The organism is Kribbella sp. NPDC051718 (genome assembly GCF_040681515.1).
GTDB lineage: Bacteria > Actinomycetota > Actinomycetes > Propionibacteriales > Kribbellaceae > Kribbella.
The window spans coordinates 194,288-215,141 of record NZ_JBFAYZ010000002.1 but is presented as its reverse complement, the minus strand read 5'-3'; the positions used below and the strand labels follow the sequence as shown (position 1 = coordinate 215,141).

Below are 20,854 nucleotides of genomic sequence, written 5' to 3'. Positions count from 1 at the left end.
ACAGGGGATCCGGGCACATAAGACCCCCTTTCCGGATGGGCCGTCAGGACACTGCTTTGGCTGCGGCGCGACCCGCAGTACGACCGGTGAAGAGGCATCCTCCGACGAAGGTGCCTTCGAGCGACCGGTACCCGTGGATCCCGCCGCCGCCGAAGCCGGACACCTCGCCGGCCGCGTAGACGCCGGGCAGCGGGGTGCCGTCGGCACGGAGTACGCGAGAATCCAGGTCGGTTTGCAGACCGCCGAGCGACTTGCGGGTCAGGATGTTGAGCTTGACCGCGATCAGCGGCCCGGCCTTGGGATCGAGGATCTTGTGCGGCGGCGCGACCCGGATCAGCTTGTCGCCGCGGTAGTTCCGGGCACCGCGCAGCGCGGTGATCTGGAGGTCCTTGGTGAAGGTGTTGTCCATCTCCCGGTCGCGGGCCAGGATCTGCCGCTCCAGGTCGGAGTAGTCGATCAGGTCGGAGCCGGCCACCTCGTTCATGCCGCGGACCAGGTCGGACAGGTTGTTGCGGACGACGAAGTCGGCGCCCTTGTCCATGAACGCCTGCACCGGAGCCGTCGCGCCACCACGGGCCCGGCCGAGCACGCCCTTGATGTCCTTGCCGGTGAGGTCCGGATTCTGCTCCTGGCCGGAGAGGGCGAACTCCTTCTCGATGATCTTCTGGGTGAGCACGAACCAGCTGTAGTCGTAGCCGGTCTTCATGATGTGCTCGAGCGTGCCGAGGGTGTCGAAGCCGGGGAACAGCGGCACCGGCAGCCGCTTGCCGGTCGCGTCGAACCACAGCGACGACGGGCCGGGCAGGATCCGAATCCCGTGCGAGGGCCAGATCGGATCCCAGTTCCGGATGCCCTCGGTGTAGTGCCACATCCGGTCGCGGTTCACATACCGGCCGCCGGCCGCCTCGGTGATCGCCAGCATCCGGCCGTCCACATGCGCCGGTACGCCGGTGATCATCTCCTTCGGCGCCTTGCCGAGCCGCTCCGGCCAGGACTCGCGGACCAGATCGTGGTTGCCGCCGATCCCGCCGGACGTCACGATCACCGCCTGCGCGGTCAGCGCGAAGTCCGCCACCTCGACCCGCGAGCTGGAGACACCGCGCGCGACGTCACTCGGCTCGAGCACCTTGCCGGAGACACCGTCGACGACACCGCCGGTCACCGTCAGCTCGTCCACCCGGTGCCGGAAGCGGAACTCGACCAGCCCCTTCGCAACGGCCTCGCGGACGCGACGCTCGAAGGGCGCGACCAGGCCGGGCCCGGTGCCCCAGGTGATGTGGAAGCGCGGTACCGAGTTGCCATGGCCGTCCGCGTTGTAGCCGCCGCGCTCGGCCCAGCCGACGACCGGGAAGAACCGGACCCCTTGGCCGTGCAGCCATGGCCGCTTCTCGCCGGACGCGAAGTCGACGTACGCCTCGGCCCACTGCCGGGCCCACTTGTCCTCGTCGTCCAGCCGGTCGAAACCGGCCGAGCCGAGCCAGTCCTGCAGCGCGAGATCGCGGGAGTCCTTGATGCCCATCCGGCGTTGCTCGGGCGAGTCCACGAACATCAGCCCGCCGAAGGACCAGAACGCCTGCCCACCCAGCGAGGCCTCCGGCTCCTGGTCGAGCAGCAGCACCTTCTTGCCCGCGTCGGCCAGCTCGGCGGTGGCGGCCAGCCCGGCCAGGCCGGCTCCCACCACGATCACATCCGCATCCATCGGTGCTCGCTTTCTCGCGTCGGTCGTCCATGTATATCGGACTCCCGAGTAACCTGGACGACAATGCACGGAACTGCGAGAATTTGCAGGTGACGAACCTTTACGCGCAAGATTTGGTACTCCCGGCCGCCGCGCTCGGCGAGGAGAACCCGCTGCCGCCGCTGAGCCCCACCCGCGAGGTTCACCACGTCGAGAACCTGGACGAGCTCCCGCCCGATCTGCGCGCGAACATCGTCTTCGGCGGCCTGCCCAGCACGCTGCCGACCCTTCAGCAGGACGGCTACGACCGTGAGCTCGTCGACCAGGCACTGCCCTCGCTGGTCCTGGAGAACGATCACCTCCGGGCCACCATCCTCCCGAGCCTCGGCGGCCGCCTCTACTCCCTCGTGCACAAGGCGAGCGGCGATGAGCTGCTCTACCGCAACCCGGTCTTCCAGCCGGCCAACCTCGCCCTGCGCAATGCCTGGTTCGCTGGTGGAGTCGAGTGGAACCTCGGTAGCACCGGCCACTGGACCGGTACCTGCTCGCCCATGCACGCCGCTCGCGTCGAGGGCCCGGACGGTACGCCGGTACTGCGCCTGTGGGAGTTGGAGCGGACCCGCAACCTGATCATCCAGCTGGACTTCTGGCTCCCCGAGGACTCCGAGCAGCTGTACGTCGGCGCGCGGATCCAGAACCCGTCGAGCGAGACGGCCCCGGCGTACTGGTGGTCGAACATCGCGGTCGAGCAGTCGCCGCTCACCCGGGTGCTCGTGCCGGCCGACCAGGCGTGGCGGTTCGGGTACGGGAATCGGCTCGACCTGGTCGGCGTACCGGAGTACGACGGGTTCGACCTGTCGTACCCGATGCGGCACCGGCGGGCGGTCGACTTCTTCTTCGAGCTGCCGCCGGAGGAGCAGCCCTGGATCGCGTCACTCGATGCCGACGGCAACGGATTGGCGCAGGCGTCGACGGATCGGCTGCGCGGGCGGAAGCTGTTTGTCTGGGGCGAGTCGACCGGTGGGCAGCGGTGGCAGGAGTGGCTCTCGCCGGGGCTGGAGGGGCACGGGTACGCCGAGATCCAGGCCGGCCTGGCGCGGACCCAGATGGAGCACCTCAAGTTGCCGCCAGCAACCAATTGGCAGTGGCTGGAGGCGTACGGGCGGATCAGCGTCGACCCGGCCAAGGCGCATGCCGAGGACTGGAAGACGGCTCGGACGGCCGCGGGCGAAGTACTGGAGCCCGTACTCCGTTCCCTCGTCGCGCGCGAAGAGGAGTGGCTGACCGTCATCGACGCCGAGCCCGCCGAGCAGCTCGCGATCGGGTCGGGGTGGGGTGCGTTGGAGCTGCGGCGTACGGGCTGGAAGGTCTCGGCCGGAACGCCGTTCGCCGACGAGACGATGACCGACCGGGAACGCGCCTGGCTGCCGGTGCTCGAAGGCCGGATGCCGCAGCCGATCGACGACCAGAGGCCGCCGGACGGGACGTTGCTGCACTGGAAGGAACTGCTCGAAGCGGTCGAGGACGACAACTGGCTGGTCTGGTACCACCGCGGTGTCGCCCGCTGGTACGCCGATGATCACGACGGCGCGCTCGACGCGTGGCGCAGGTCTGGCGACTGCTTGAAAACCGTATGGTCCGCACGCGAAATCGCGTCGCGCTCGGGCGACGGGCGCGACTGGGATGACGCGGTGGCACTTGCTCCGGCCGGCTTGCACCAGTTGTTCGTGGAGGCTTTCGAGTGGGCGGTCGAGGCGGGGGACACACGATCCGCCGAGCAGTTCTACAGGCAGGCGCCGGAGCAGGTGCGGGCGCAACCGCGGATCCGGGCGGCCAGGGTCAAGTTCCTGCTGCTGCAGGACGACGCCGCCGGCGCGCAGGCCTTGCTGGACGAGGGGATCGACCTGCCGACGGTCCGCGAGGGGGAGAACCCGCTGGCGGATTACTGGCAGTGGGCGCAGCGTGAGCTGGGCACGGACCGGCCGGTGCCGTCACGGCATCAGTTCGGGATGTTCGGCGACAGCTGAAACACAATTGTCAGTACGTGGGAACCGGATCATCTCAGCCGCCGTCCCACCGTTTGTACGGGAAGGCCCGTACAGGCAGTACGACAAAACGACGACCGCGCCGCTCGCGGGCGACGCGTCGGGGGTGAGTGCCATGTTGACTATCGTTGTATTCGGTGGTTTAGGCCTGGTGCTGCTGGTCACGGCATGCATCGTGGCAGACATCGTTGCGGGCGTCCGGCGCCGCAGCGATGGGGTCGAGAAGACAGCCGGACGGGTGACGAAGGTGCGCGGCCCGGTCCGCGGACAGCTGGAAAGTGGCGCCACGGCCGAGTGCCTGGAGGTCACGGTCGAGTACTACACCCGGCACGGCGAGGGCCCGTTCGAGGTCGCGCGGATGATTCCGCTGGCCGCGGCGAGCAGCTACGCCAAGAACGACCGGGTGATCGTCAGCTACGACATCCGGGCGCCCCGGCGGGCCAGGATCGCGGGCAAGGTGAGCCACTGGCCGACCATCGGCCCACGCTCACCGGTTCCGCAGCCGTAAGCCCCTACTTCAGTTCTACTCCGCAGGACGCGTTCCCTCGCCAGATGGCGGGGGACCTTTGGTTTCTGCCGGTAGGTGCGGCTCGAGCAGGCGGTGCAGGGCCGGGCGGCCCTGGGCCAGTACGTACTCCGCGTCGCCGGCCGGCAGCCGGTCCGCCAGGTGGGCCAGTGCCTCGCCCATCGCGATCGTCAGTGTGACGCTCATCCGGAACTCGTGGCTGTCCCTCGCCCCGAACCGCAGCGTGAGCAGCTCGGCGAACTCGCCCGCGTGCTGGTCGTCGAACTCGCCCGGCGTCGCCTCCAGGTCCGGATCGCCCAGCCCGCTCAGCACGACCGCGCGGAATCCCGGATCGGTGTTGTGCATGTCGCGGAAGGTGTCCAGGGTGACATCGACGGCCTGGCGCCAGTCCGCCACCACGGCCAGCCGCTCGCGGACGGCGTCGGTGTAGCGGTGCTGGTTGCGCCGCTCGATCGCCTGGATCAGGGTGCGCTTGTCCGGGAAGTACCGGTAGACGCTGCCGACCGCGATCTCGGCCCGGCGGGCGATGCTGCTGGTCGAGGCGGCGTCGTAGCCGCGCTCGACCACCTCGGCGCAGGCAGCGTCCAGGATGCGCTCGACCTGGCGGTTGGCCCGGTCCTGGGTCGGCGTCCGGCGCAGCGGGTACGCCGCACCGGCGTCCGCGCCCGGCTCCTCGCCGGCGGATGTGGTGACCATGGTGTTCATTGTGCCTCCACTCGGCGACAACGTTGCCAAAAGCGCCCCTTCAGCACCACACGGTTTGCTGTCAGCTTGCGGTCAGCCAGATGACACCGGTCTGGATGAGAATCAGGCTTGAGCTCGTCCGTCCGGCCCACCGAGGGAGAAAAGCACATGCAGGTCAGCAGGAGACTAGTTGCAGGACTCGCGTCTCTGGCCGTTGCCGGGGGTGGCCTGGCGGGGAGCGCGGCACTGCCCGGGCAGAGCGCCGACGCGAAGAGCGGGCAGCGGACGAACACCTCCGGGGTCCGGATGAACCAGGTGCAGCAGATCGGATCGCACAACTCGTACCACCGAGAGCTGAACGCGGCCGAGCAGAAGGCCCAGCTGTCGCTGAACCCGGGTGTGGTCGACCTGTTCTACTCGCACGCCTCGGTTCCGCAGCAGCTCGAGGACCAGAACATGCGCACGCTGGAGTTCGACCTGTTCCCGGACCCGGCCGGCGGGCTCTACCAGTACCCGCTGCTGCGCAAGCTGACCGGTCAGGGCCCCCTCACCGACCCGGCGCTCGCGCAGCCTGGCATCAAGGTGATGCACGTCCCGGACTTCGACTACAACACCAACTGCCGGACCTTCGTACTGTGCCTGCAGCAGGTCAAGGCGTGGACCGACGAGCACCCCGACGCAGCGCCGATCTCGATCAACCTCGAGCTGAAGCAGTCCGACCCGCAGGTGGTCGCGGCCGGTGGCGTGGTGGCGCCGCCGTGGGACGCGGGGAACCTGGACAGCGTCGACGCCGAGATCCGCTCGGTGTTCAGCGCCGACGACCTGATTACGCCGGACGACGTCCGCAAGCCGGGCCTGACGCTGGAGCAGTCGGTACTGACCAAGGGCTGGCCGACGCTGCGGGACGCCCGCGGCACGGTGATGTTCTACTTCGACAACGGCGGTCCGGGTTCCGCGATCCGCGACCTGTACCGGGCGGGCAAGCCGAACCTGGAGGGTCGCGCGGTCTTCACCCGTGGTCCCGAGGGTGAGCCGGACGCCGCGATCACCGAGGTGAACGACCCGCGGGGTACCGGCCAGGCCGAGATCCAGCGCCTGGTGAAGAAGGGCTACCTGGTCCGCAGCCGGTCCGACGAGCCGATGGCGACGATCCGGACCAAGGACTACACCCGGCTCGGCATCGCACTGGCCAGCGGCGCGCAGTACGTGACGACCGATTTCCCGGTCGCGGGGATGGCCGCCCGGTACGACAGCGACTTCGTCGCCCAGCTGCCGGAGAAGACCGCCGTACGATGCAACCCGGTGACGGCGCCGTCGAAGTGCCGTGGAGTGATCTCAGAAGAGAGGTAATCCATGTCGGAGCATGTGGTCGATGTCAGCTGGAGTCGCGGTGAGCACGAGTTCACCTATCAGAGCTACAGCCGGGACCACGAGTGGCGCTTCGACGGTGGAGTGACCGTGCCCGGGTCCGCCAATCCGGCGTACCTGGGCACGGACTCAGGGACTGTGGACCCGGAGGAGGCGTTCGTGGCGGCGCTGTCGTCCTGCCACATGCTCACCTTCCTCGCGATCGCGGCGAAGAAGCGGCTGGTGGTCGACTCGTACGTCGATCACGCGGTCGGCGTGATGGCCAAGAACGAGGCCGGCCGGATGGCGGTCACCCGGGTGACGCTGCATCCGGTGATCACGTTCGCGGGTGACGAACCCGACGAGGCGACGATGGACCGGCTGCACCACCTGTCCCATCAGGAGTGCTTCATCGCCAACTCGGTGACCACCGAAGTAGTCGTGGAAAAGTAAGAACCACCCGGGCTGCCCTGAGCCTCGCGCAATCGGCGTCAGGACAGCCAGCGGGTGGTTCTTGGTCGTACCCCGCTGTGGCGGGGCACTGGGTGACGGAGCAGGCGACGCGCTCGCATAGGGGCGCCTCTTGCGTCATGCGACTTCCGTGCGATCTACCTCGGTGGGGAAGATCGTCCGGGTGCGCCGCCTGTCCGTCCGTCCGGTTCGCGCCCTACTGCTTGGCGGCAGCGTCGCTCCGGTCGTCTGGGTGGGCCACTGAGGCGGCCGCGGCGGCCGTCTTGTCACTGTGGTCATCGCGGCGCAGGTGAACCTGCTCGCTGGCGATGACTGTCATCAGTCGGTGGATCGTCATGCCTGTGAGACGCACGCCGGGGCCGGCTATGACGGGGATTTCTCAAACTTTTGGTGTGACCGGTGACACAGCGCCAGCAGTGACTGTCGGTGGTCAGCGCTAGCGTTCACGTCGTGAGCGTGCGGCAGCGTCTTTATCCGGATCCCGGCCAGCTAGTCGGGCTCCGGAAGCATGCTGATGACGCGCGGTTCGTGTTCAACCTCGGCCTCGAACAACGTTCCTTCTGGCGGCGAGAAAAGCACACTCGTGGTACTCACGCCGAGCACGGGAGCCTGGATGCCACACCGATCACCCTAGGCACGCAGATGAGGGAGTTGGTGCAACTTCGAGCCGCGTTGCCGTGGCTCTGGGCGGGGTCCTCGTCGGTACAGCAGGGTGCGTTGCGGGACCTGGACCAAGCTTTCGCCAACTTTTATGCCGGGCGGGCGAAGTACCCGGCGTTCAAGCGCCGCGACGACCGTGCTGGTGGGTTTGTGGTGCGGGACATCTTTGTGCGCCGGTTGAATCGGAGGTGGGGAACCGTGACAGTGCCGAAGATCGGCCGTGTGCGATTCAGGATCACCAGAAGCTGGGCTGATATCACGCAGGCCACCTCCGCCCGCGTCACGCTCCGCAACGGTCGCTGGCATATCGCGTTCACCACTCCACCCGCAGAGCGGACCCTGTCCGGGACGGGTGCAGCGGTCGGGATCGACCGGGGTGTGAGGAACACCCTCGCCACCAGTGACGGCCGGATGATTCAGGCCCCTTCGCTCACGAAGGTCGAGCAGGCACGATTCCTTCGCCTGGAGCAGCGGTTGGCGCGGCAGAGCAGGAAGGATGGGGGCTCTCGTCGCCGTCAGGTCACGCTCGACCAACTGGCGGTACTGCGTAGAAGGCTGGCGGACCGGCGTACTGACTGGATCGAACAGACCACTACCCATTTCGCCTCGACCTATGACCAGGTCGCGGTAGAAGACCTACGCGTGCGGAATATGGTGCGGCGACCGGCCGCGAAGCCCGACCCTGCCCAGCCAGGGGTGTTCCTGTCCAATGGAGCCAGAGCGAAGGCTGTACTGAATCGGTCCATCCTCGCCTCGCTATGGGGCAGGTTCCTGACCAGACTCGAGCACAAGATGGGTTCGGCTCGCGTGGCGCGGGTGAACCCGAGGAACACCAGCCGAACGTGCGCAGCCTGCGGGCATTGCGCACCCGGGAACCGCGAGAGTCAAGCGGTCTTCGAGTGCGAAGCCTGCGGACATCAAGGGCACGCCGACACCAACGCCGCAGCCGTAATCCTCGGCCGCGCCCTCGATAGCATCTCGGCCGCAGGACATGCGGTGCCCGGGCGCAGAAGTCCAGCCTTGGCTGGCAGCGCCAACCAATCGGATCCCTAGCAGCCGAGAATCCCTGGGTTTCAGTCCAGGGAGGATGTCAACTACTTCTCATCCAGACTCCTCCTCCTGCTCTTCCGTTCCATCGATTAGGGACTGTGATCCCGCAGTCAGTAGCTCGTTCGCCGCAAGGATTCTGGCCGTGGTCGCCCATCGATGACCATGAAATATTGGCTATTTTGGCGAGCTAAGGCGGATAGGAAATTCCGAACCTGCGGGTCGATCTCACGATGATGTTGGACGATGCAAATGTCAGCTGGTTCGGTGAATAGACGAAGGGCCTGGTCTGCGTTCTTGCCCATCTTGTCGATAGTGAGTTTCGCCTTCAGGCCGGGATCTTTTAGTGCAAAGGCAAGAGATTTCGGCAGGCCGTTCATCGTTGCTTTGTCGGTAAATAGATCAGACCGCTCGCCGCCCCAATCAGGGTTTGTATATACCTCGCCGAGGATGCGCGCGAATCGCGCCTTTATCTCCTTCTCGGGAATTCTTGACACGCTCTTGATGTCAGCGTTAGTCAATTCTGTGTCGAAGCCCCTCAGCTTGAACTGATCTATCTGTGATGGAAACACCTCGCGTCGGTCGTCCGACGCCAGCGAGAAGATTGGACTGACCTCATCGTTGATCTGGTGGCCGATGAAAATCGGCCGCAGATGGAGGAGTCGGGCAACTCCGATCGTATCGATGTCTTGGATGTAGGCGAGTACCGTCGTTCGCCTGGTGCCGCTGAGATCTTTCCGGCCAGTGGTGCCGACAGTCCATTCAGTTGAAAGCTCGGCTTGTAGTTTGACGCTTGCATCTGAATCCAAAGTCCCATGCATCAGGATGGTGGAGTGGCTGTTGGATTGCCTGCGGAAGTAGAGCTTTTGTGTGAATATCACGAGCCTGCCGGACAGTGGGGCGTTTGAAGCGATCGCAACGCCAAGTTCTGGAATTTCATTCTGCGCTAGATAGTCTCCTATGCTTTCTTGCAATGCGGTCCATCTCCCGAACTGATCTGAAAATCTGTCCGTTCGTGTCCTGATTGCATCGAGGGCGGTATTGCGCATCTCTTCAGTGAAGACGGAGAACGCGATCCGCTCGTGCAGATACGAAGCTTGTACCTTCATGTTTGCCAGTATCAATGTACAGTCGAGGTTCGACAATGGCCCGTTGTGTCATCTTGCTGCGCGACCACTAACGAGGCCGACATCGGCAGTAATCCTGTGTGTGTGTTTGTGGCCGTTGCAGGCTAGACGCCGGTGGCGTCCTGCTGCTCCTACTTCTCGTCCAAGCCGTCGGGTCTGAGCGGGACCATTTCCCGGGCTTCGTCGTATGACGTTCCGGTCAGTTCGAGCAGGTCGACGATGACTGAGCGGATCTGGCCGAGGACGACGACGGCGGACAGGCCGGGTGGGGTCGGGAGTACGGCCGTACGGCGGCCGAGCTCGCCCAGGACACGGTGGGCGGCGACGTCGGCGGCTGGCTCGAAGAGGGACTCGGCGATCAGGCGAGTGCCGTCGGCGAGGCGGTCGAGCAGCATCGGGTACTCGTCGGGCATGCGCTCGTCGCGCCAGACGGAGACTGCTACCCGGCGTACCAGGACTCTGATGTTGCGGATCGCGCGGTCGAGGGGGATGACCAGGTCGGCGATCTCCTGGACCCGGCCGCGGTGGCGGCGGCGAAAGGGGGAGAGGCGGACCACGGCGACACCCTCGGCGGCGGCGCTGCGCAGGTCGTCGAGCAGGCCTTCGCTCTCGCGCGCCCGGCGGAGGGCGTCCGTGACGGCGTCGTGGTCGTCCAGGCGCAGGCCGTCGGCGGTCTCGATCAGGATCGCCGAGAGCTCGTTGAGGACACTGGTGGCTTGTTGCCGGGGGCGACGAATCGCGGCGGCTGGGGCGATGGTTGCCGCGGCCAACGCGACCACGCCGCCGAGGGCAGCGTCCAGCCAGCGGTTGAAGGCGGCGCCGTCGGTGGGCAGCAGGGTGGTCACGATCGCGGCCTGGACACCGGCCTGGGTCGTCATCAGGGTGCCGGCGCCGAGCAGTACGGCGATGCTCATCGCGAGGGCGATCACGACGACGAGCTGGAAGACGCCGGTACCGAAGGCCCGGACGAACAGATCGCCGACGCCCACCCCGACGGCGACGCCGACCATCACCTCGGCGACCCGGCGCAGGCGCTGCCCGAAGCTGAAGCCGAGGCAGACCATGGCGGCGACCGGGGCGAAGAACGGTTGCTTGTGGCCCAGGGCGTAGTGGGCGATCGCCCAGGCGGTGGCGGCGGCCAGGGCGCACTGGGCGATGAAGAAGGCGCGATCCCGCCAGCGCTCCAGCCGGCGGTGGACGGAGGCTCTGGAGCGGCGGGCGGCCCGGGGAGCGATGTCGTCGCGGAGTTCGCGCAACTGCTCCAGGGTCAGCCGCACCGGGTCCATCACCCCATCATCGGGGATGGGTGGGGCGGGGTGCCGCAGGGGCGCCGCCTTGATTCCTTTTGCTCTGACGGCGAGGGTGGTGCCATGAGCGACAACAACCGTGAGGACTACGGCAGCTACAGCGTCGACGACGAGGACCAGTTGCAGGCCTCGGACACGCTGAACGACCGCGGCGTGGACGATCTGCTGGACGAAGGCTACTCGCCGCCGGAGAAGTGGTCCGCGGGCGAAGGCTTCGGTACCACCGCCGAGGAGGCGCTGGAGGGCGAGACGCTGGACCAGCGGCTCGCCCAGGAAGAACCCGACGTCGACCCGTACGCCGAGGACAACGAGAACGTCGGCGGCCCCGAGGTCGGCGAACGCCGCTCCGGCCGGCTGGTCGCCCCCGACGAAGGCGCCCACTTCGACGACGAGAAGGACCTGGTCGCCGAGGACGTCGGCTTCGACGGCGCCGCCGCCAGCGCCGAGGAAGCGGCTGTCCACGTCGTCAACGACGACGAGCCCTTCGAACTCGACGACGAAGACGAAACCGACCTCCAAGACGTCCGAGACGTAGACCTGGGCGACATCGGCGACCTAGAAGACTGACTTCCCCGATCTGGTCCCGCCGCCTATAAGCGGCGGGCCAGCAGCCAGTGCTCCCGGTTGCCGGCGCCGCAGAAATGCGGACAGGCTGAATACCAACAGGTGCTGGGTGAGGCTTGCTGGCCCTCTCACCAACCTGTGCTCGGCCGAGCAGCAACCGCTGGCTGAGCTCAGGGGGCTGCCGCCACCTCCACCAACGCATGTCGGCCAGCTCAGCACGCCCGGCCAGGCCGGACGGCTGCTGGCTTGCTGGCCGCCGCCCGCCAGCGGCGGGCCGCTTGTCGGTGGTCCGGTTGGCTGGCGCCGCCGAAGTGCGTGGGAGGCGAGTCAGCAGCCGGTGGTTGAGCTGCAGGCTTGCCACCCGCCCGCCACCCGCCCGCCCGCCAGCCGCCAGCGGCGAGCTGTTGTCGTTGGCCCGGTTGGCTGGCGCCGCCGAAGTGCCTGCGGTTCGCCGTCGGCTGCTGGCCGCTGGCCAGGGGACGTGGCGGGCCCGCGGCTTCTGCGCCGCACCCGCGGCGGGCGCTCGGCTTCTGTGCAGTACCCGCGTTGTGGGCGTGGGTGCTGTGGGGTTAGCGGGGGGTGGCTGTGATTGTGGCGCCGTTGGAGGGGACGAGGGTTACGTTGCGGGGGGTCGACTTCTCCGGGGTGGTGGGGGCGGTGAGGTTGTAGCGGGTCAGGGCTGCTCGGAGGATCTCGGTGGATTCGAGGAGGGAGAAGCCGGCGCCTATGCAGCGGCGGGTGCCGCCGCCGAAGGGGATCCAGGTGCCGGGGGCCGGTGGGGTGTCGCCTAGGAAGCGGGCGGGGCGGAAGACTTTGACGTCGGGGAAGTGTTCCTCGTCGCCCTGGACCAAGCCGATGGCGGGCATCACCGTTGTGCCGCGGGGGAGGCGGTAGCCGGCCAGGTCAATGGCTTCGGTGAGGCGGCGGCCGACCTGGTAGACGACCGGGTGCAGGCGGAGCGATTCCTTGCCCATGGCTTCTAGATAGTCGTCGTTGGATTCGTCGGCTGCTTGCTGGCCGGCCTGTAGTTCGTCGGGCATCCGGGCCAGCTCGTGGAACGCCCAGGCCAGCGACGTCGCGGTCGTCTCGTGGCCGGCCAGCAGCAGGGTGACCAGCTGGTCGCGCAGTTCGACGTCCGACCAGGTGCCCGCGGCAAGCAGTTTCGACAGTACGTCGTTGCGCTCGGCAAGCTCCGGATCGACCCGGCGACGTGCGATCTCGTCGTACAGGATCTCGTCCACCTGCTGCTGCGCCCGGAGGAAATTGCGCCACGGCGGGAACTTCAGCAGGACCGGGTAGAAGGCGCCCAGCATGATGATCGGGTCGACCGAGACGACCTTCTCGACCAGCGGGCGCAGCCGCTCCAGCCGATCCGAGTCCCTCAGCCCGAACACCACCTGCAGGATCACCTCGAGAGTGAGATCGCGCATCCGCTCGTGCACCCGGAAGGGCTTGCCGATCGGCCACGCCTCGACCTCCTGCTGGGCGAGCCGGGCGATCATCTCGGAGTACCCGCGCAGCGCATGCCCGTTGAAGGCCGGCATCAGCTGCCGCCGCATCCGGATGTGGTCGTCATCATCGACGAGCAGCAGCGAGTGCGGCCCCATGATCGGTTCGAGTGCCGTGTTTCCCTCGCCCGCGTGCACGATCGACGGCGGCGTACTGAACACCTCCCGGATGTGCTCCGGCCGGCTCACCACCACGACCACCCGGCTGGACGGCACCAGCCGGATCGTGAACACATCGCCGTACTGCGCCCGCAGCCGCGGGAAGAAGGTCTTGCGATGACGCGCGAACAGGAAGGTCTGCGCGATCGTGGGCAGCCGCGACCCCGGTGGCAGCGTGCGAGCCGTCTCCCGGTCGAGCGTGCGGGCCCCGAGCAAGGGTGTCGGCGGGGTCATTGCCACCTCCTGGAAGCTGTCCGGCTCCACCACGCTACGTCGCCCCGGTGAACGCCGCATGGCCGTGAAGGGGTGGATGCCTAGAAGTCCAGGCGCATGACGACGCGGCGGTTGCCGGGATGACTCACCGCGGTGAAACCGGCAGCGGCGAAGGTGGCGGGGGTGCCGACCGAACCGCCGTCCACCAGGTCCGGGTAGGCCTCGATGGCGTGGGCGCCGCGGGTGCGGGCGAAGTCGACGGTGGCGCGGGCCAGCGCGTGGCTGATTCCTCGGCGTCGATAGCCGATCCGGGTGACGAAGCAGGTCACCACCCAGACGGTGGGGTCGGTCCGGTCCTCGGTGCGGCCCAGCCAGGGGACGCGGTAGTCGCGGAGCAGCCTCGGATGGTCCGCGCGCGGAGCGACGGCACACCAGCCGACGGGATCGTCCTCGAGGTAGGCGACGAGGCCGCTCGTTGCCTTTGCCTTGGGGTTTCCGCAGGCGGTTTGGTCTTGGAGGCGAGCGGCCAGTTCTTCGGGGCCCTCGGAGCGCCAGGTTTCCTTGGGAAGCATGCGGAACCGCTGGCAGGAGCAGCGTGAGGGATTACCCGTGGTGCCGAAGATCGCGTGCAGGTCGGCCCAGGTCGCCTGGTTTGCCGGGACGATTGTCAGTTGGTCGTCGGTGACCGGTTCTCGCGAGCCGACCGGGCGAGGGACGGGCGCTCGCTTGGTGGTTGGTTCACGTTGGCGGGGCGTCGCATCGAAGGTGAGTCGGACGTCGACCGCGTTACCCGCATCCAGTCCGGCGGGCTTGCGTACGGCGTCCTTCAAGGGGAGCAGGTACCCGCCGTCCTTCGGCCACAACGACGTCTTCCACTCGGTACTCCCGATCCGCGCACGAATCGGGAGCATCCCCCAGCCGTAGCTGGCCGCCAACCCCGCGTCCCGTAGCGCAGCGCCCTCCTCCGCGGGCACGGGGACGAAGTAGTACGGCGCCGGACCTCGCCACTCGAACACCTCGCCGCTGAACTCCTGCTCCATAACCAGATGCTAGGACCCAACCCGGACAAATCGCTTCCGGATTCGCCGTTGCCCGATCGAGCAAAGCCGCGGGCAGGGGCGCCGGCGTAGAAGGCGGGGAGGGGTGACCCCCTCCCCGCCGTCCGTCAGCTGCGGGTGAAGCGGAGGGTGAGGATCTGGAACGGGCGGAGCTCGAAGGCCACGCCGCCGTCCTTGAGTTCGTGGTCGGCCAGGTGGCGTTCGAGCAGGTCGACCTCGGTCACCGACGCGGCCGCGAAGCCGGTGGTCAGCTTGGCCCGGGACCGGCCGCCGCTCGACTCGTAGAGCCGGACGACGACGTCGCCGGACTGGTCGTCGGCCAGCTTGACCGCCTCGACGATCACATTGTCGTTGTCCAGGGCAACGATCGGGTCAACTCCCTCGGCGCCGGTGACGACGCGCTCGGGCAGGTTGATCCGGTAGCCCTCGTTGATCGCGTCGGGGATGCCGGCGCCGACGACGAGCGCGTGGTTGACCACGTGCAGGCCCTGGTCGGTCTGCGGGTCGGGGAAGCGCGGCGCCCGGATCAGCGAAGTACGGATGGTGGTCGTGGTACCACCGTCCTCCCGCGAGGTCCGGTTGATGTCGTGCCCGTAGGTCGAGTCGTTGACCACGGCGACGCCGTAGCCGGGCTCGCCGACGTGCACCCAGCGGTGCGCCGCGATCTCGAACTTGGCCGCGTCCCACGAGGTGTTCTGGTGGGTCGGCCGGAAGATGTGCCCGAACTGGGTCTCCGAGGCGGCGCGGTCCGCGTGTACGTCGATCGGGAAGGCCGCCTTGAGGAACTTCTCCGACTCGTGCCAGTCCATCGCGGTCTCGATGTCGACCCGCTTGGCGCCCGGCCGCAGCCGCAGCGTCTGGGTGACGGTGGACCGGTTGAAGGAGCGCTTGACGACGACCGTGGCGACGCCGTCGACATCGGAGAAGTCGACGCTGTCGACCTCGGTGATGTCGCGGACGTTGTTCTTGTAGAACGAGTCGACGTCCCAGGCGTCCCACTGGTTCGGGGTGTCCACGTGCAGCTGCAGGAGGTTCGCAGTACTGCCCGCGGCGATCACCTCACGACCGGCCTCGAGGTCGTACAGGCTGGTGATCAGGCCACGCTCGTCGATCGTCACCCGGATCACGCCGTTGTCGAGGACGCCGCCCTCGATCGTCGCCGCGGCGCCTTCGCCGACCGCGATGCCCGCGCCGAGACCGGCCACGCCGCCACGGGTGTGCGGGGCGCCGTTGAAGACGATCTGTGCGTCGCCGGAGCCGGCCAGGGCCTGCTGCGCGGTGGCGATGATCGCCTCGAGCTCCTCGGCCAGCTTGGCGTAGGTCGCCTCGGCCTCGCGGTGCACCCAGGCGATCGAGCTGCCCGGCAGGATGTCGTGGAACTGGTTCAGCAGTACGGCCTTCCAGATCCGGTCGAGCTCCTCGTACGGGTAGCTGTCGAGCTTGCCGGCCACCACGGCCGCCGTCGACCACAGCTCGGCCTCGCGCAGCAGGTGCTCGCTGCGACGGTTGCCCTGCTTGGTCTTGGCCTGCGAGGTGTATGTCGCGCGGTGGATCTCCAGGTAGAGCTCACCGGACCAGACCGGTGCGTTCGGGTACTCCTCCTGGGCCGCGCTGAAGAACTCGGTCGGGGACTCGATCGTCACCCGCGGCGAGGACTCCAGGTTGGCCACCCGGCGGGCCGTCGCGACGAACTCACGGGTGGGGCCGCCACCGCCGTCGCCGTAGCCGAACGGGACCAGCGAGCGGGTGGCAGCGCCGTTCTCGGCGAAGTTGCGCTGCGCGTGCGCCAGCTCGCGGCCGGACAGGTCGGAGTTGTAGGTGTCGATCGGCGGGAAGTGGGTGAAGACCTGCGTCCCGTCCAGACCTTCCCAGTTGAAGGTGTGGTGCGGGAACTTGTTCTTCTGGTTCCACGAGATCTTCTGGGTCAGGAACCACTTCGAGCCGGACAGCTTCACCAGCTGCGGCAGCGCCGCGGTGTAGCCGAACGAGTCCGGCAGCCAGACCTCCTGGGTGTCGATCCCGTACTCGTCCAGGAAGAACCGCTTGCCGTGCACGAACTGCCGGGCCAGCGCCTCGCCGCCGGGCAGGTTGGTGTCGGACTCGACCCACATGCCGCCGACCGGGACGATCGTGCCGTCGGCGACGGCCTTCTTCAGCCGCTCCCAGACCTCGGGGTAGTTGTCCTTCACCCAGGCGTGCTGCTGTGCCTGCGAGAACGCGAAGACGAGCTCCGGGTACTCCTGGGCCAGCGTGGCGACGTTGGAGACCGTCCGGGCCACCTTGCGGCGGGTCTCGCGCAGCGGCCAGAGCCAGGCCGAGTCGATGTGCGCGTGGCCGACGGCGGACAGTTGGTGAGCGCTGGCGTGCGCGGGACGGCTCAGTACCTCGGTGAGCTCGGCGCGCGCGGCTGTCGCAGTACCGGGGACGTCCTCGTAGTCGAGTACGTCGAGGGCGCGGCTCAGTGCGCGCAGGATCTCGCGACTGCGCGGCTCCTGCGGCTGGAGCTCCTTCTGCAGGCCGTTCAGCGCCTCCAGGTCGAGGATCAGGTCCCAGACCTCGGCGTTGAAGACGGCCAGGTCGGCGCGGGTCAGCTGGTAGATCGGCTTGCCACCCGGCTCGGGCTTGGCACCGAGGTCTTCGGCGAGCGGCGCGAACGCGTTGTGTCCGAGCACCTCGGGGTTGGCGGCCGCCTCGACGTAGAACTCGATGTCGTCGCCGGCTGAGGCCGCAGTACCGTCCGGGCCGAGGATGGACAGCGGCGCGTAGGTCTGGCGCGGGTGCAGGCCCTTCAGCGGGACACCCTTGGTGGTGTGCACCAGGCCCTCCGCGGAGAAGCCCGGACCGCCGCTGAAGCCGAGGTCGATGACCGCCTCGATCTCCTGCCCGGCCCACTCGGCCGGGACCTGCCCGCTGAAGTGGAACCACGCGGTGCCCCAGGGTGCGCCCCAGGGCAGGCCGATCTCGGCCGGCTCGTAGCTGGCCGCGAGCGCCTCGGCGGGTGACACCGGCTCACCAGGCGCGTGCCACACCTTGATGTCCAGCGGGACGGCCGTGCCGTAGATCGCGGGGCGGATCCGCTCCCGCAGGGCGCGCTGGAGCCGCTCCTCGATGAGTTGACGGTCGTCGTGCACGAAATCATCCTCCGATGACGGTCTGGCGCGGCCCTCGCGGCCGGTGCGATGACAACGCTGTCACATCCGGAGGGGGCCCGTCCAGACCTGTTGGTTCGAGCACGGTAAGTAGCCTGTAGACCACTTCCCCAATAGGTTGTCCTTCATGGATCGCGCCCATCTCCTGAATCGCCGCAATGTGCTCGGATTCGGAGCCGCCGCAGCGGCCGCTCTGGTGGTGCCCGGGTGCTCCCGCGGGCGGTCGAAGGAGCCGGCCCCCGGCGGCCCGGCGAAGCTCGCCACCGGCAACGTCGGCGGTGTGTACTCCGTCTACGGCGCGGGCCTCGCGAAGCTGGTCACCGAGGTGACCGGCGTCACGATGGAGACGATCACCACCCAGGGCTCGGTGCAGAACCTCCGGATGCTGGACACCGGCACCGCCGATCTCGCCTTCAGCCTGTCGGACTCGGCCCTGGACGCCTACGAGGGCGTGGAGGCCTTCAAGACCGGCAAGTTGCGGTTCAGCGCGCTGGCCCGGACCTACGACAACTACGTCCACGTCGTGGTGCCGACGGCCTCCCCGGTGGACAAGATCGCGGACCTGGCCGGAAAGACCGTCAGCGTCGGTCCGCTGCTGTCGGGGACCAAGGTGGTCGCCGACCGGATCCTGGACACCGCCAAGGTCCGGAACGTGACCAAGGTGAACCTCGACCTGGAGAGCGCGGTGAAGGCACTCACCGCCAAGGCCGAGAACCCCAACGCCAAGGGCGGTATCGACGCGCTGATCTGGAGCGGCGGCCTGCCGACCACGCCGATCCAGTTGCTGCAGGACAAGATCGGCTTCCGGCTGGTCGACATCGGCGCCGTCGCCCAGACGATCGCGCTGCGCCGCTTCGGCGGTTACGTACTGTCCTCGATCCCGCCGTCGGTCTACAAGCTGGCCAGCTCGGTCCCGACCCTGGCCATCCCGAACTACCTGCTGGCCCGTCGCGGCCTGTCCGACTCCTGGGCCTGGTGGACGCTCAACACGCTGTTCCGCCGCCAGGCCGACCTGATTGCCTTCCACAAGGAAGCCGGCTCGCTGGACGCCCGCTCCGCGATCGCCACCATGCCGATCCCGCTCCACCCGGCCGCCGAGCGCTGGTACCGCACCAACCACATCTGAGTACTACGCCCGTCGCCGGGCGCACCACTCAGACGTCGTAGTCGTCGATCAGCGGGACGCGGACCTCGATCACGAGGCCTCCGCCGATCGGCGGGCGGGCCACCACGCGGCCGCCCACCCGGGCTGCCTCGGAGCGGACGATGGCCAGGCCCAGGCCGGTACCGGGCATCTCGCGGTGGTGGGCGCTGCGCCAGAACCGTTCGCCGACCTTCTTCAGGTCGCGGGAGCCGAGGCCCAGACCGTGGTCGCGGACCGAGAGGACTACCTCGGTACCGTCGCGCAGTACCGAGACCTCGACCGGGGGTGCGCCGTACTTCGATGCGTTGTCGAGCAGTACGTCGAGGATGTCGTCCACCTCGAGCTCGGAGGCGACGCCGCCCGGGACCATCTCACCGATGATGAGTTCGAGGTCGTCGGCGGCGTAGACGGCCTTCCAGCCGACCAGCCGTTCCTTGATCGCCTGGGCCAGGTCCAGCGGCTCTTCGTTGCCCTCGGCATCGCCAGGGCGGTCCGAGCCGGCCAGCCGGGACAGCCGCTGCACGATCCGGCCGAGCCGGTCGATGTCGCTGAGCGCGAACCGCGCGGTCGGCGACAACCGGGACAGGCCTTCGATGTGGATCCGGGCCGACGTCAGCGGCGTCCGGAGTTGGTGCGATGCGTCGGCGACGAACTCACGCTCGCGCTGACGGGCCTGGTGCAGGCTGAGCGCCATCGAGTTGAAGCTGTCGCCGAGTCTTCGCAGTTCGGGCGCGCGGCCGTCGGTGGAGACCCGGGTGTCGAGCGCGCCGCGGGTGACCTGGTGGGTCGCGTTGTCGAGGTCGTTGATCGGCCGCAGCACCCAGCGGCTGACCGGCCGGACGATGCCGATGACGACGGCGACGATGGCGACGATCAGGCCGGCGAGCAGGAGCAGCAGCCCGTTCTGCACCTGGTCGCGGGCGCGCTCGGTCGGCACCCGCAGTACGGCGGCGCCGAGCACCCGGCCATTGTTGACGACCGGTCTGGCCACGACCATCTCGCCGGACTTCCACGGCCACATGGCCGGCGGCTCGGCCGGCAGTCGCCCGGCCAGCGTGCTGGACAGCGCGGTCGCCAGGTCGGGCTCGCTGATGTTGACGCCGGAGCGCGAGGTGGCGATCACCCGGCTGTCGACGTCGACGACGAAGACGGGTGTGTTGTAGAGCTGGTGGTAGCGGACGGCGAGCTCACGCAGGCTGGCGATGTCGCCGGACTGCAGCGGTCCCTCCGCCATCGTGGCGAACCAGTCCGCGTCGTTGCTGCGGGACAGGAACAGGGTGCGCGACGCACCGGTCGCGATGAAGTTGGCCAGCGGGACGGCAGCGACGATGGCGAGCACGATCACCATCGGGACGAGGGACTGCAGCAGGCGACGGCGCAACGGTCAGTCCGAGCCGAGGCGGTAGCCGACGCCGCGAATGGTCTGCACCAGCTCGGGCCGGCCGAGCTTGGCCCGCAGGCTGGCCACGTGCACGTCCATGGTCCGCGAGGAGGCCTCGAAGACCGACTGCCAGGCGTACAGCGCGACTTGCTCACGCGGCACCACCCGGCCGTGATGGGCGGCCAGCACAGCTAGCACGTCGAACTCCTTGCGGGTCAGGCTGATGGGCTTGTCGGCGACCTGGACCGTGCGTGCCTCGATGTCGACGGTCAGGTCTCCGACGGTCACCCGGGGGCGGGGCTGCAGTAGACCGGTACGGCGTAGTACAGCATCGATCCGGGCCAGCAGCTCGGAGATCGCGAACGGCTTGACCACGTAGTCGTCGGCGCCACTGCGCAACCCACGGACGCGGTCGGCCGCCTCACCTCGGGCGGTCACCGCGATCACCGGAACGTCCGACACCGTGCGGATCTGCCGGCACACGTTGATGCCGTCGCCATCCGGCAGCCCGAGGTCCAGCAGAACGAGGTCACCGGGGTCGGCCGCGAGCGCGTCCGCAGCCGTCCGGACGTGCGTCACCATCAACCCGTACCGGCGCAACGCAGGTATCAGAGCGTTCGCAATATCTAGATCGTCCTCGACCAACAAAATCCTGACGGCGCCGCTCATGCCGTGATCGTAGGGCAGGGAGCGGGGTTATGTGTCAGATCTTGGTAAAGACGTAATCACGCGACTCCGCGGCGTGGTCGGCGACACTAGCCTTCGACCACAGGAGGGAACCGGTCG

17 protein-coding genes are annotated in these 20,854 nt (G+C 68.1%); 7 read left to right on the top strand and 10 right to left on the bottom strand.

The window, feature by feature from the left end:
• Nucleotides 1–43: 43 nt before the first annotated feature.
• Complete coding sequence (locus AB0M15_RS07540; protein ID WP_363815015.1) at nucleotides 44–1,699, bottom strand: FAD-binding dehydrogenase; 1,656 nt, start codon at nucleotides 1,697–1,699, stop codon at nucleotides 44–46.
• An 89-nt stretch (nucleotides 1,700–1,788) separates the two neighbouring features.
• Here AB0M15_RS07540 and AB0M15_RS07535 point away from each other — a divergent pair, with 89 nt between their 5' ends.
• Together AB0M15_RS07535 and AB0M15_RS07530 are read left to right on the top strand one after the other, a co-directional pair.
• Nucleotides 1,789–3,705, top strand: a complete 1,917-nt coding sequence (locus AB0M15_RS07535; RefSeq protein ID WP_363815013.1) for a DUF5107 domain-containing protein — start codon at nucleotides 1,789–1,791, stop codon at nucleotides 3,703–3,705.
• Between the two features lie 133 nt (nucleotides 3,706–3,838).
• Complete coding sequence (locus AB0M15_RS07530) at nucleotides 3,839–4,231, top strand: DUF3592 domain-containing protein (protein WP_363815008.1); 393 nt, start codon at nucleotides 3,839–3,841, stop codon at nucleotides 4,229–4,231.
• Nucleotides 4,232–4,246: 15 nt separating this feature from the next.
• Here the strand turns inward: AB0M15_RS07530 and AB0M15_RS07525 are convergent, their stop codons facing one another.
• Nucleotides 4,247–4,945, bottom strand: a complete 699-nt coding sequence (locus AB0M15_RS07525; protein WP_363815006.1) for a TetR/AcrR family transcriptional regulator — start codon at nucleotides 4,943–4,945, stop codon at nucleotides 4,247–4,249.
• Between the two features lie 156 nt (nucleotides 4,946–5,101).
• Here AB0M15_RS07525 and AB0M15_RS07520 point away from each other — a divergent pair, with 156 nt between their 5' ends.
• Together AB0M15_RS07520 and AB0M15_RS07515 are read left to right on the top strand one after the other, a co-directional pair.
• Nucleotides 5,102–6,283, top strand: coding sequence for a phosphatidylinositol-specific phospholipase C1-like protein (locus tag AB0M15_RS07520; protein ID WP_363815004.1), 1,182 nt, complete (start codon nucleotides 5,102–5,104; stop codon nucleotides 6,281–6,283).
• Nucleotides 6,284–6,286: 3 nt separating this feature from the next.
• On the top strand, nucleotides 6,287–6,733 hold the full coding sequence (locus AB0M15_RS07515) for an OsmC family protein (protein WP_363815002.1): 447 nt from the start codon (nucleotides 6,287–6,289) through the stop codon (nucleotides 6,731–6,733).
• 214 nt (nucleotides 6,734–6,947) lie between these two features.
• Here AB0M15_RS07515 and AB0M15_RS07510 read toward each other — a convergent pair whose 3' ends face one another.
• Nucleotides 6,948–7,088, bottom strand: a complete 141-nt coding sequence (locus AB0M15_RS07510; RefSeq protein WP_363815000.1) for a hypothetical protein — start codon at nucleotides 7,086–7,088, stop codon at nucleotides 6,948–6,950.
• 113 nt (nucleotides 7,089–7,201) lie between these two features.
• Here AB0M15_RS07510 and AB0M15_RS07505 point away from each other — a divergent pair, with 113 nt between their 5' ends.
• The gene (locus AB0M15_RS07505) at nucleotides 7,202–8,464 is read left to right on the top strand and encodes a transposase (RefSeq protein ID WP_363814998.1); all 1,263 of its coding nucleotides are present in this window, start codon (nucleotides 7,202–7,204) and stop codon (nucleotides 8,462–8,464) included.
• A gap of 107 nt (nucleotides 8,465–8,571) precedes the next feature.
• Here AB0M15_RS07505 and AB0M15_RS07500 read toward each other — a convergent pair whose 3' ends face one another.
• Both AB0M15_RS07500 and AB0M15_RS07495 read right to left on the bottom strand, forming a co-directional pair.
• On the bottom strand, nucleotides 8,572–9,567 hold the full coding sequence (locus AB0M15_RS07500) for a hypothetical protein (protein ID WP_363814996.1): 996 nt from the start codon (nucleotides 9,565–9,567) through the stop codon (nucleotides 8,572–8,574).
• A gap of 149 nt (nucleotides 9,568–9,716) precedes the next feature.
• Nucleotides 9,717–10,871, bottom strand: a complete 1,155-nt coding sequence (locus tag AB0M15_RS07495; protein ID WP_363814994.1) for an FUSC family protein — start codon at nucleotides 10,869–10,871, stop codon at nucleotides 9,717–9,719.
• Between the two features lie 84 nt (nucleotides 10,872–10,955).
• On the opposite strand from AB0M15_RS07495, the gene AB0M15_RS07490 reads away from it, so the two are divergent.
• Nucleotides 10,956–11,459 carry a DUF5709 domain-containing protein gene (locus AB0M15_RS07490; protein WP_363814992.1) on the top strand — a complete coding sequence of 168 codons (504 nt, stop codon included), beginning with the start codon at nucleotides 10,956–10,958 and terminating at the stop codon, nucleotides 11,457–11,459.
• 566 nt (nucleotides 11,460–12,025) lie between these two features.
• Here the strand turns inward: AB0M15_RS07490 and AB0M15_RS07485 are convergent.
• The 3 genes from AB0M15_RS07485 to AB0M15_RS07475 form a co-directional block, all read right to left on the bottom strand.
• On the bottom strand, nucleotides 12,026–13,357 hold the full coding sequence (locus AB0M15_RS07485) for a cytochrome P450 (RefSeq protein ID WP_363814991.1): 1,332 nt from the start codon (nucleotides 13,355–13,357) through the stop codon (nucleotides 12,026–12,028).
• An 80-nt stretch (nucleotides 13,358–13,437) separates the two neighbouring features.
• Nucleotides 13,438–14,376: a GNAT family N-acetyltransferase gene (locus AB0M15_RS07480; RefSeq protein WP_363814989.1), complete on the bottom strand. Its 939-nt coding sequence runs from the start codon at nucleotides 14,374–14,376 to the stop codon at nucleotides 13,438–13,440.
• Nucleotides 14,377–14,501: 125 nt separating this feature from the next.
• On the bottom strand, nucleotides 14,502–17,525 hold the full coding sequence (locus AB0M15_RS07475; RefSeq protein ID WP_363814987.1) for a glycoside hydrolase family 38 C-terminal domain-containing protein: 3,024 nt from the start codon (nucleotides 17,523–17,525) through the stop codon (nucleotides 14,502–14,504).
• A gap of 145 nt (nucleotides 17,526–17,670) precedes the next feature.
• Between AB0M15_RS07475 and AB0M15_RS07470 the strand changes: the two genes are divergently transcribed.
• On the top strand, nucleotides 17,671–18,669 hold the full coding sequence (locus AB0M15_RS07470) for a TAXI family TRAP transporter solute-binding subunit (protein ID WP_363814985.1): 999 nt from the start codon (nucleotides 17,671–17,673) through the stop codon (nucleotides 18,667–18,669).
• Between the two features lie 28 nt (nucleotides 18,670–18,697).
• Here AB0M15_RS07470 and AB0M15_RS07465 read toward each other — a convergent pair whose 3' ends face one another.
• Both AB0M15_RS07465 and AB0M15_RS07460 read right to left on the bottom strand, forming a co-directional pair.
• The gene (locus AB0M15_RS07465) at nucleotides 18,698–20,068 is read right to left on the bottom strand and encodes an ATP-binding protein (protein WP_363814984.1); all 1,371 of its coding nucleotides are present in this window, start codon (nucleotides 20,066–20,068) and stop codon (nucleotides 18,698–18,700) included.
• 3 nt (nucleotides 20,069–20,071) lie between these two features.
• Complete coding sequence (locus tag AB0M15_RS07460; protein ID WP_012918592.1) at nucleotides 20,072–20,737, bottom strand: response regulator transcription factor; 666 nt, start codon at nucleotides 20,735–20,737, stop codon at nucleotides 20,072–20,074.
• Between the last annotated feature and the right edge of the window lie 117 nt (nucleotides 20,738–20,854).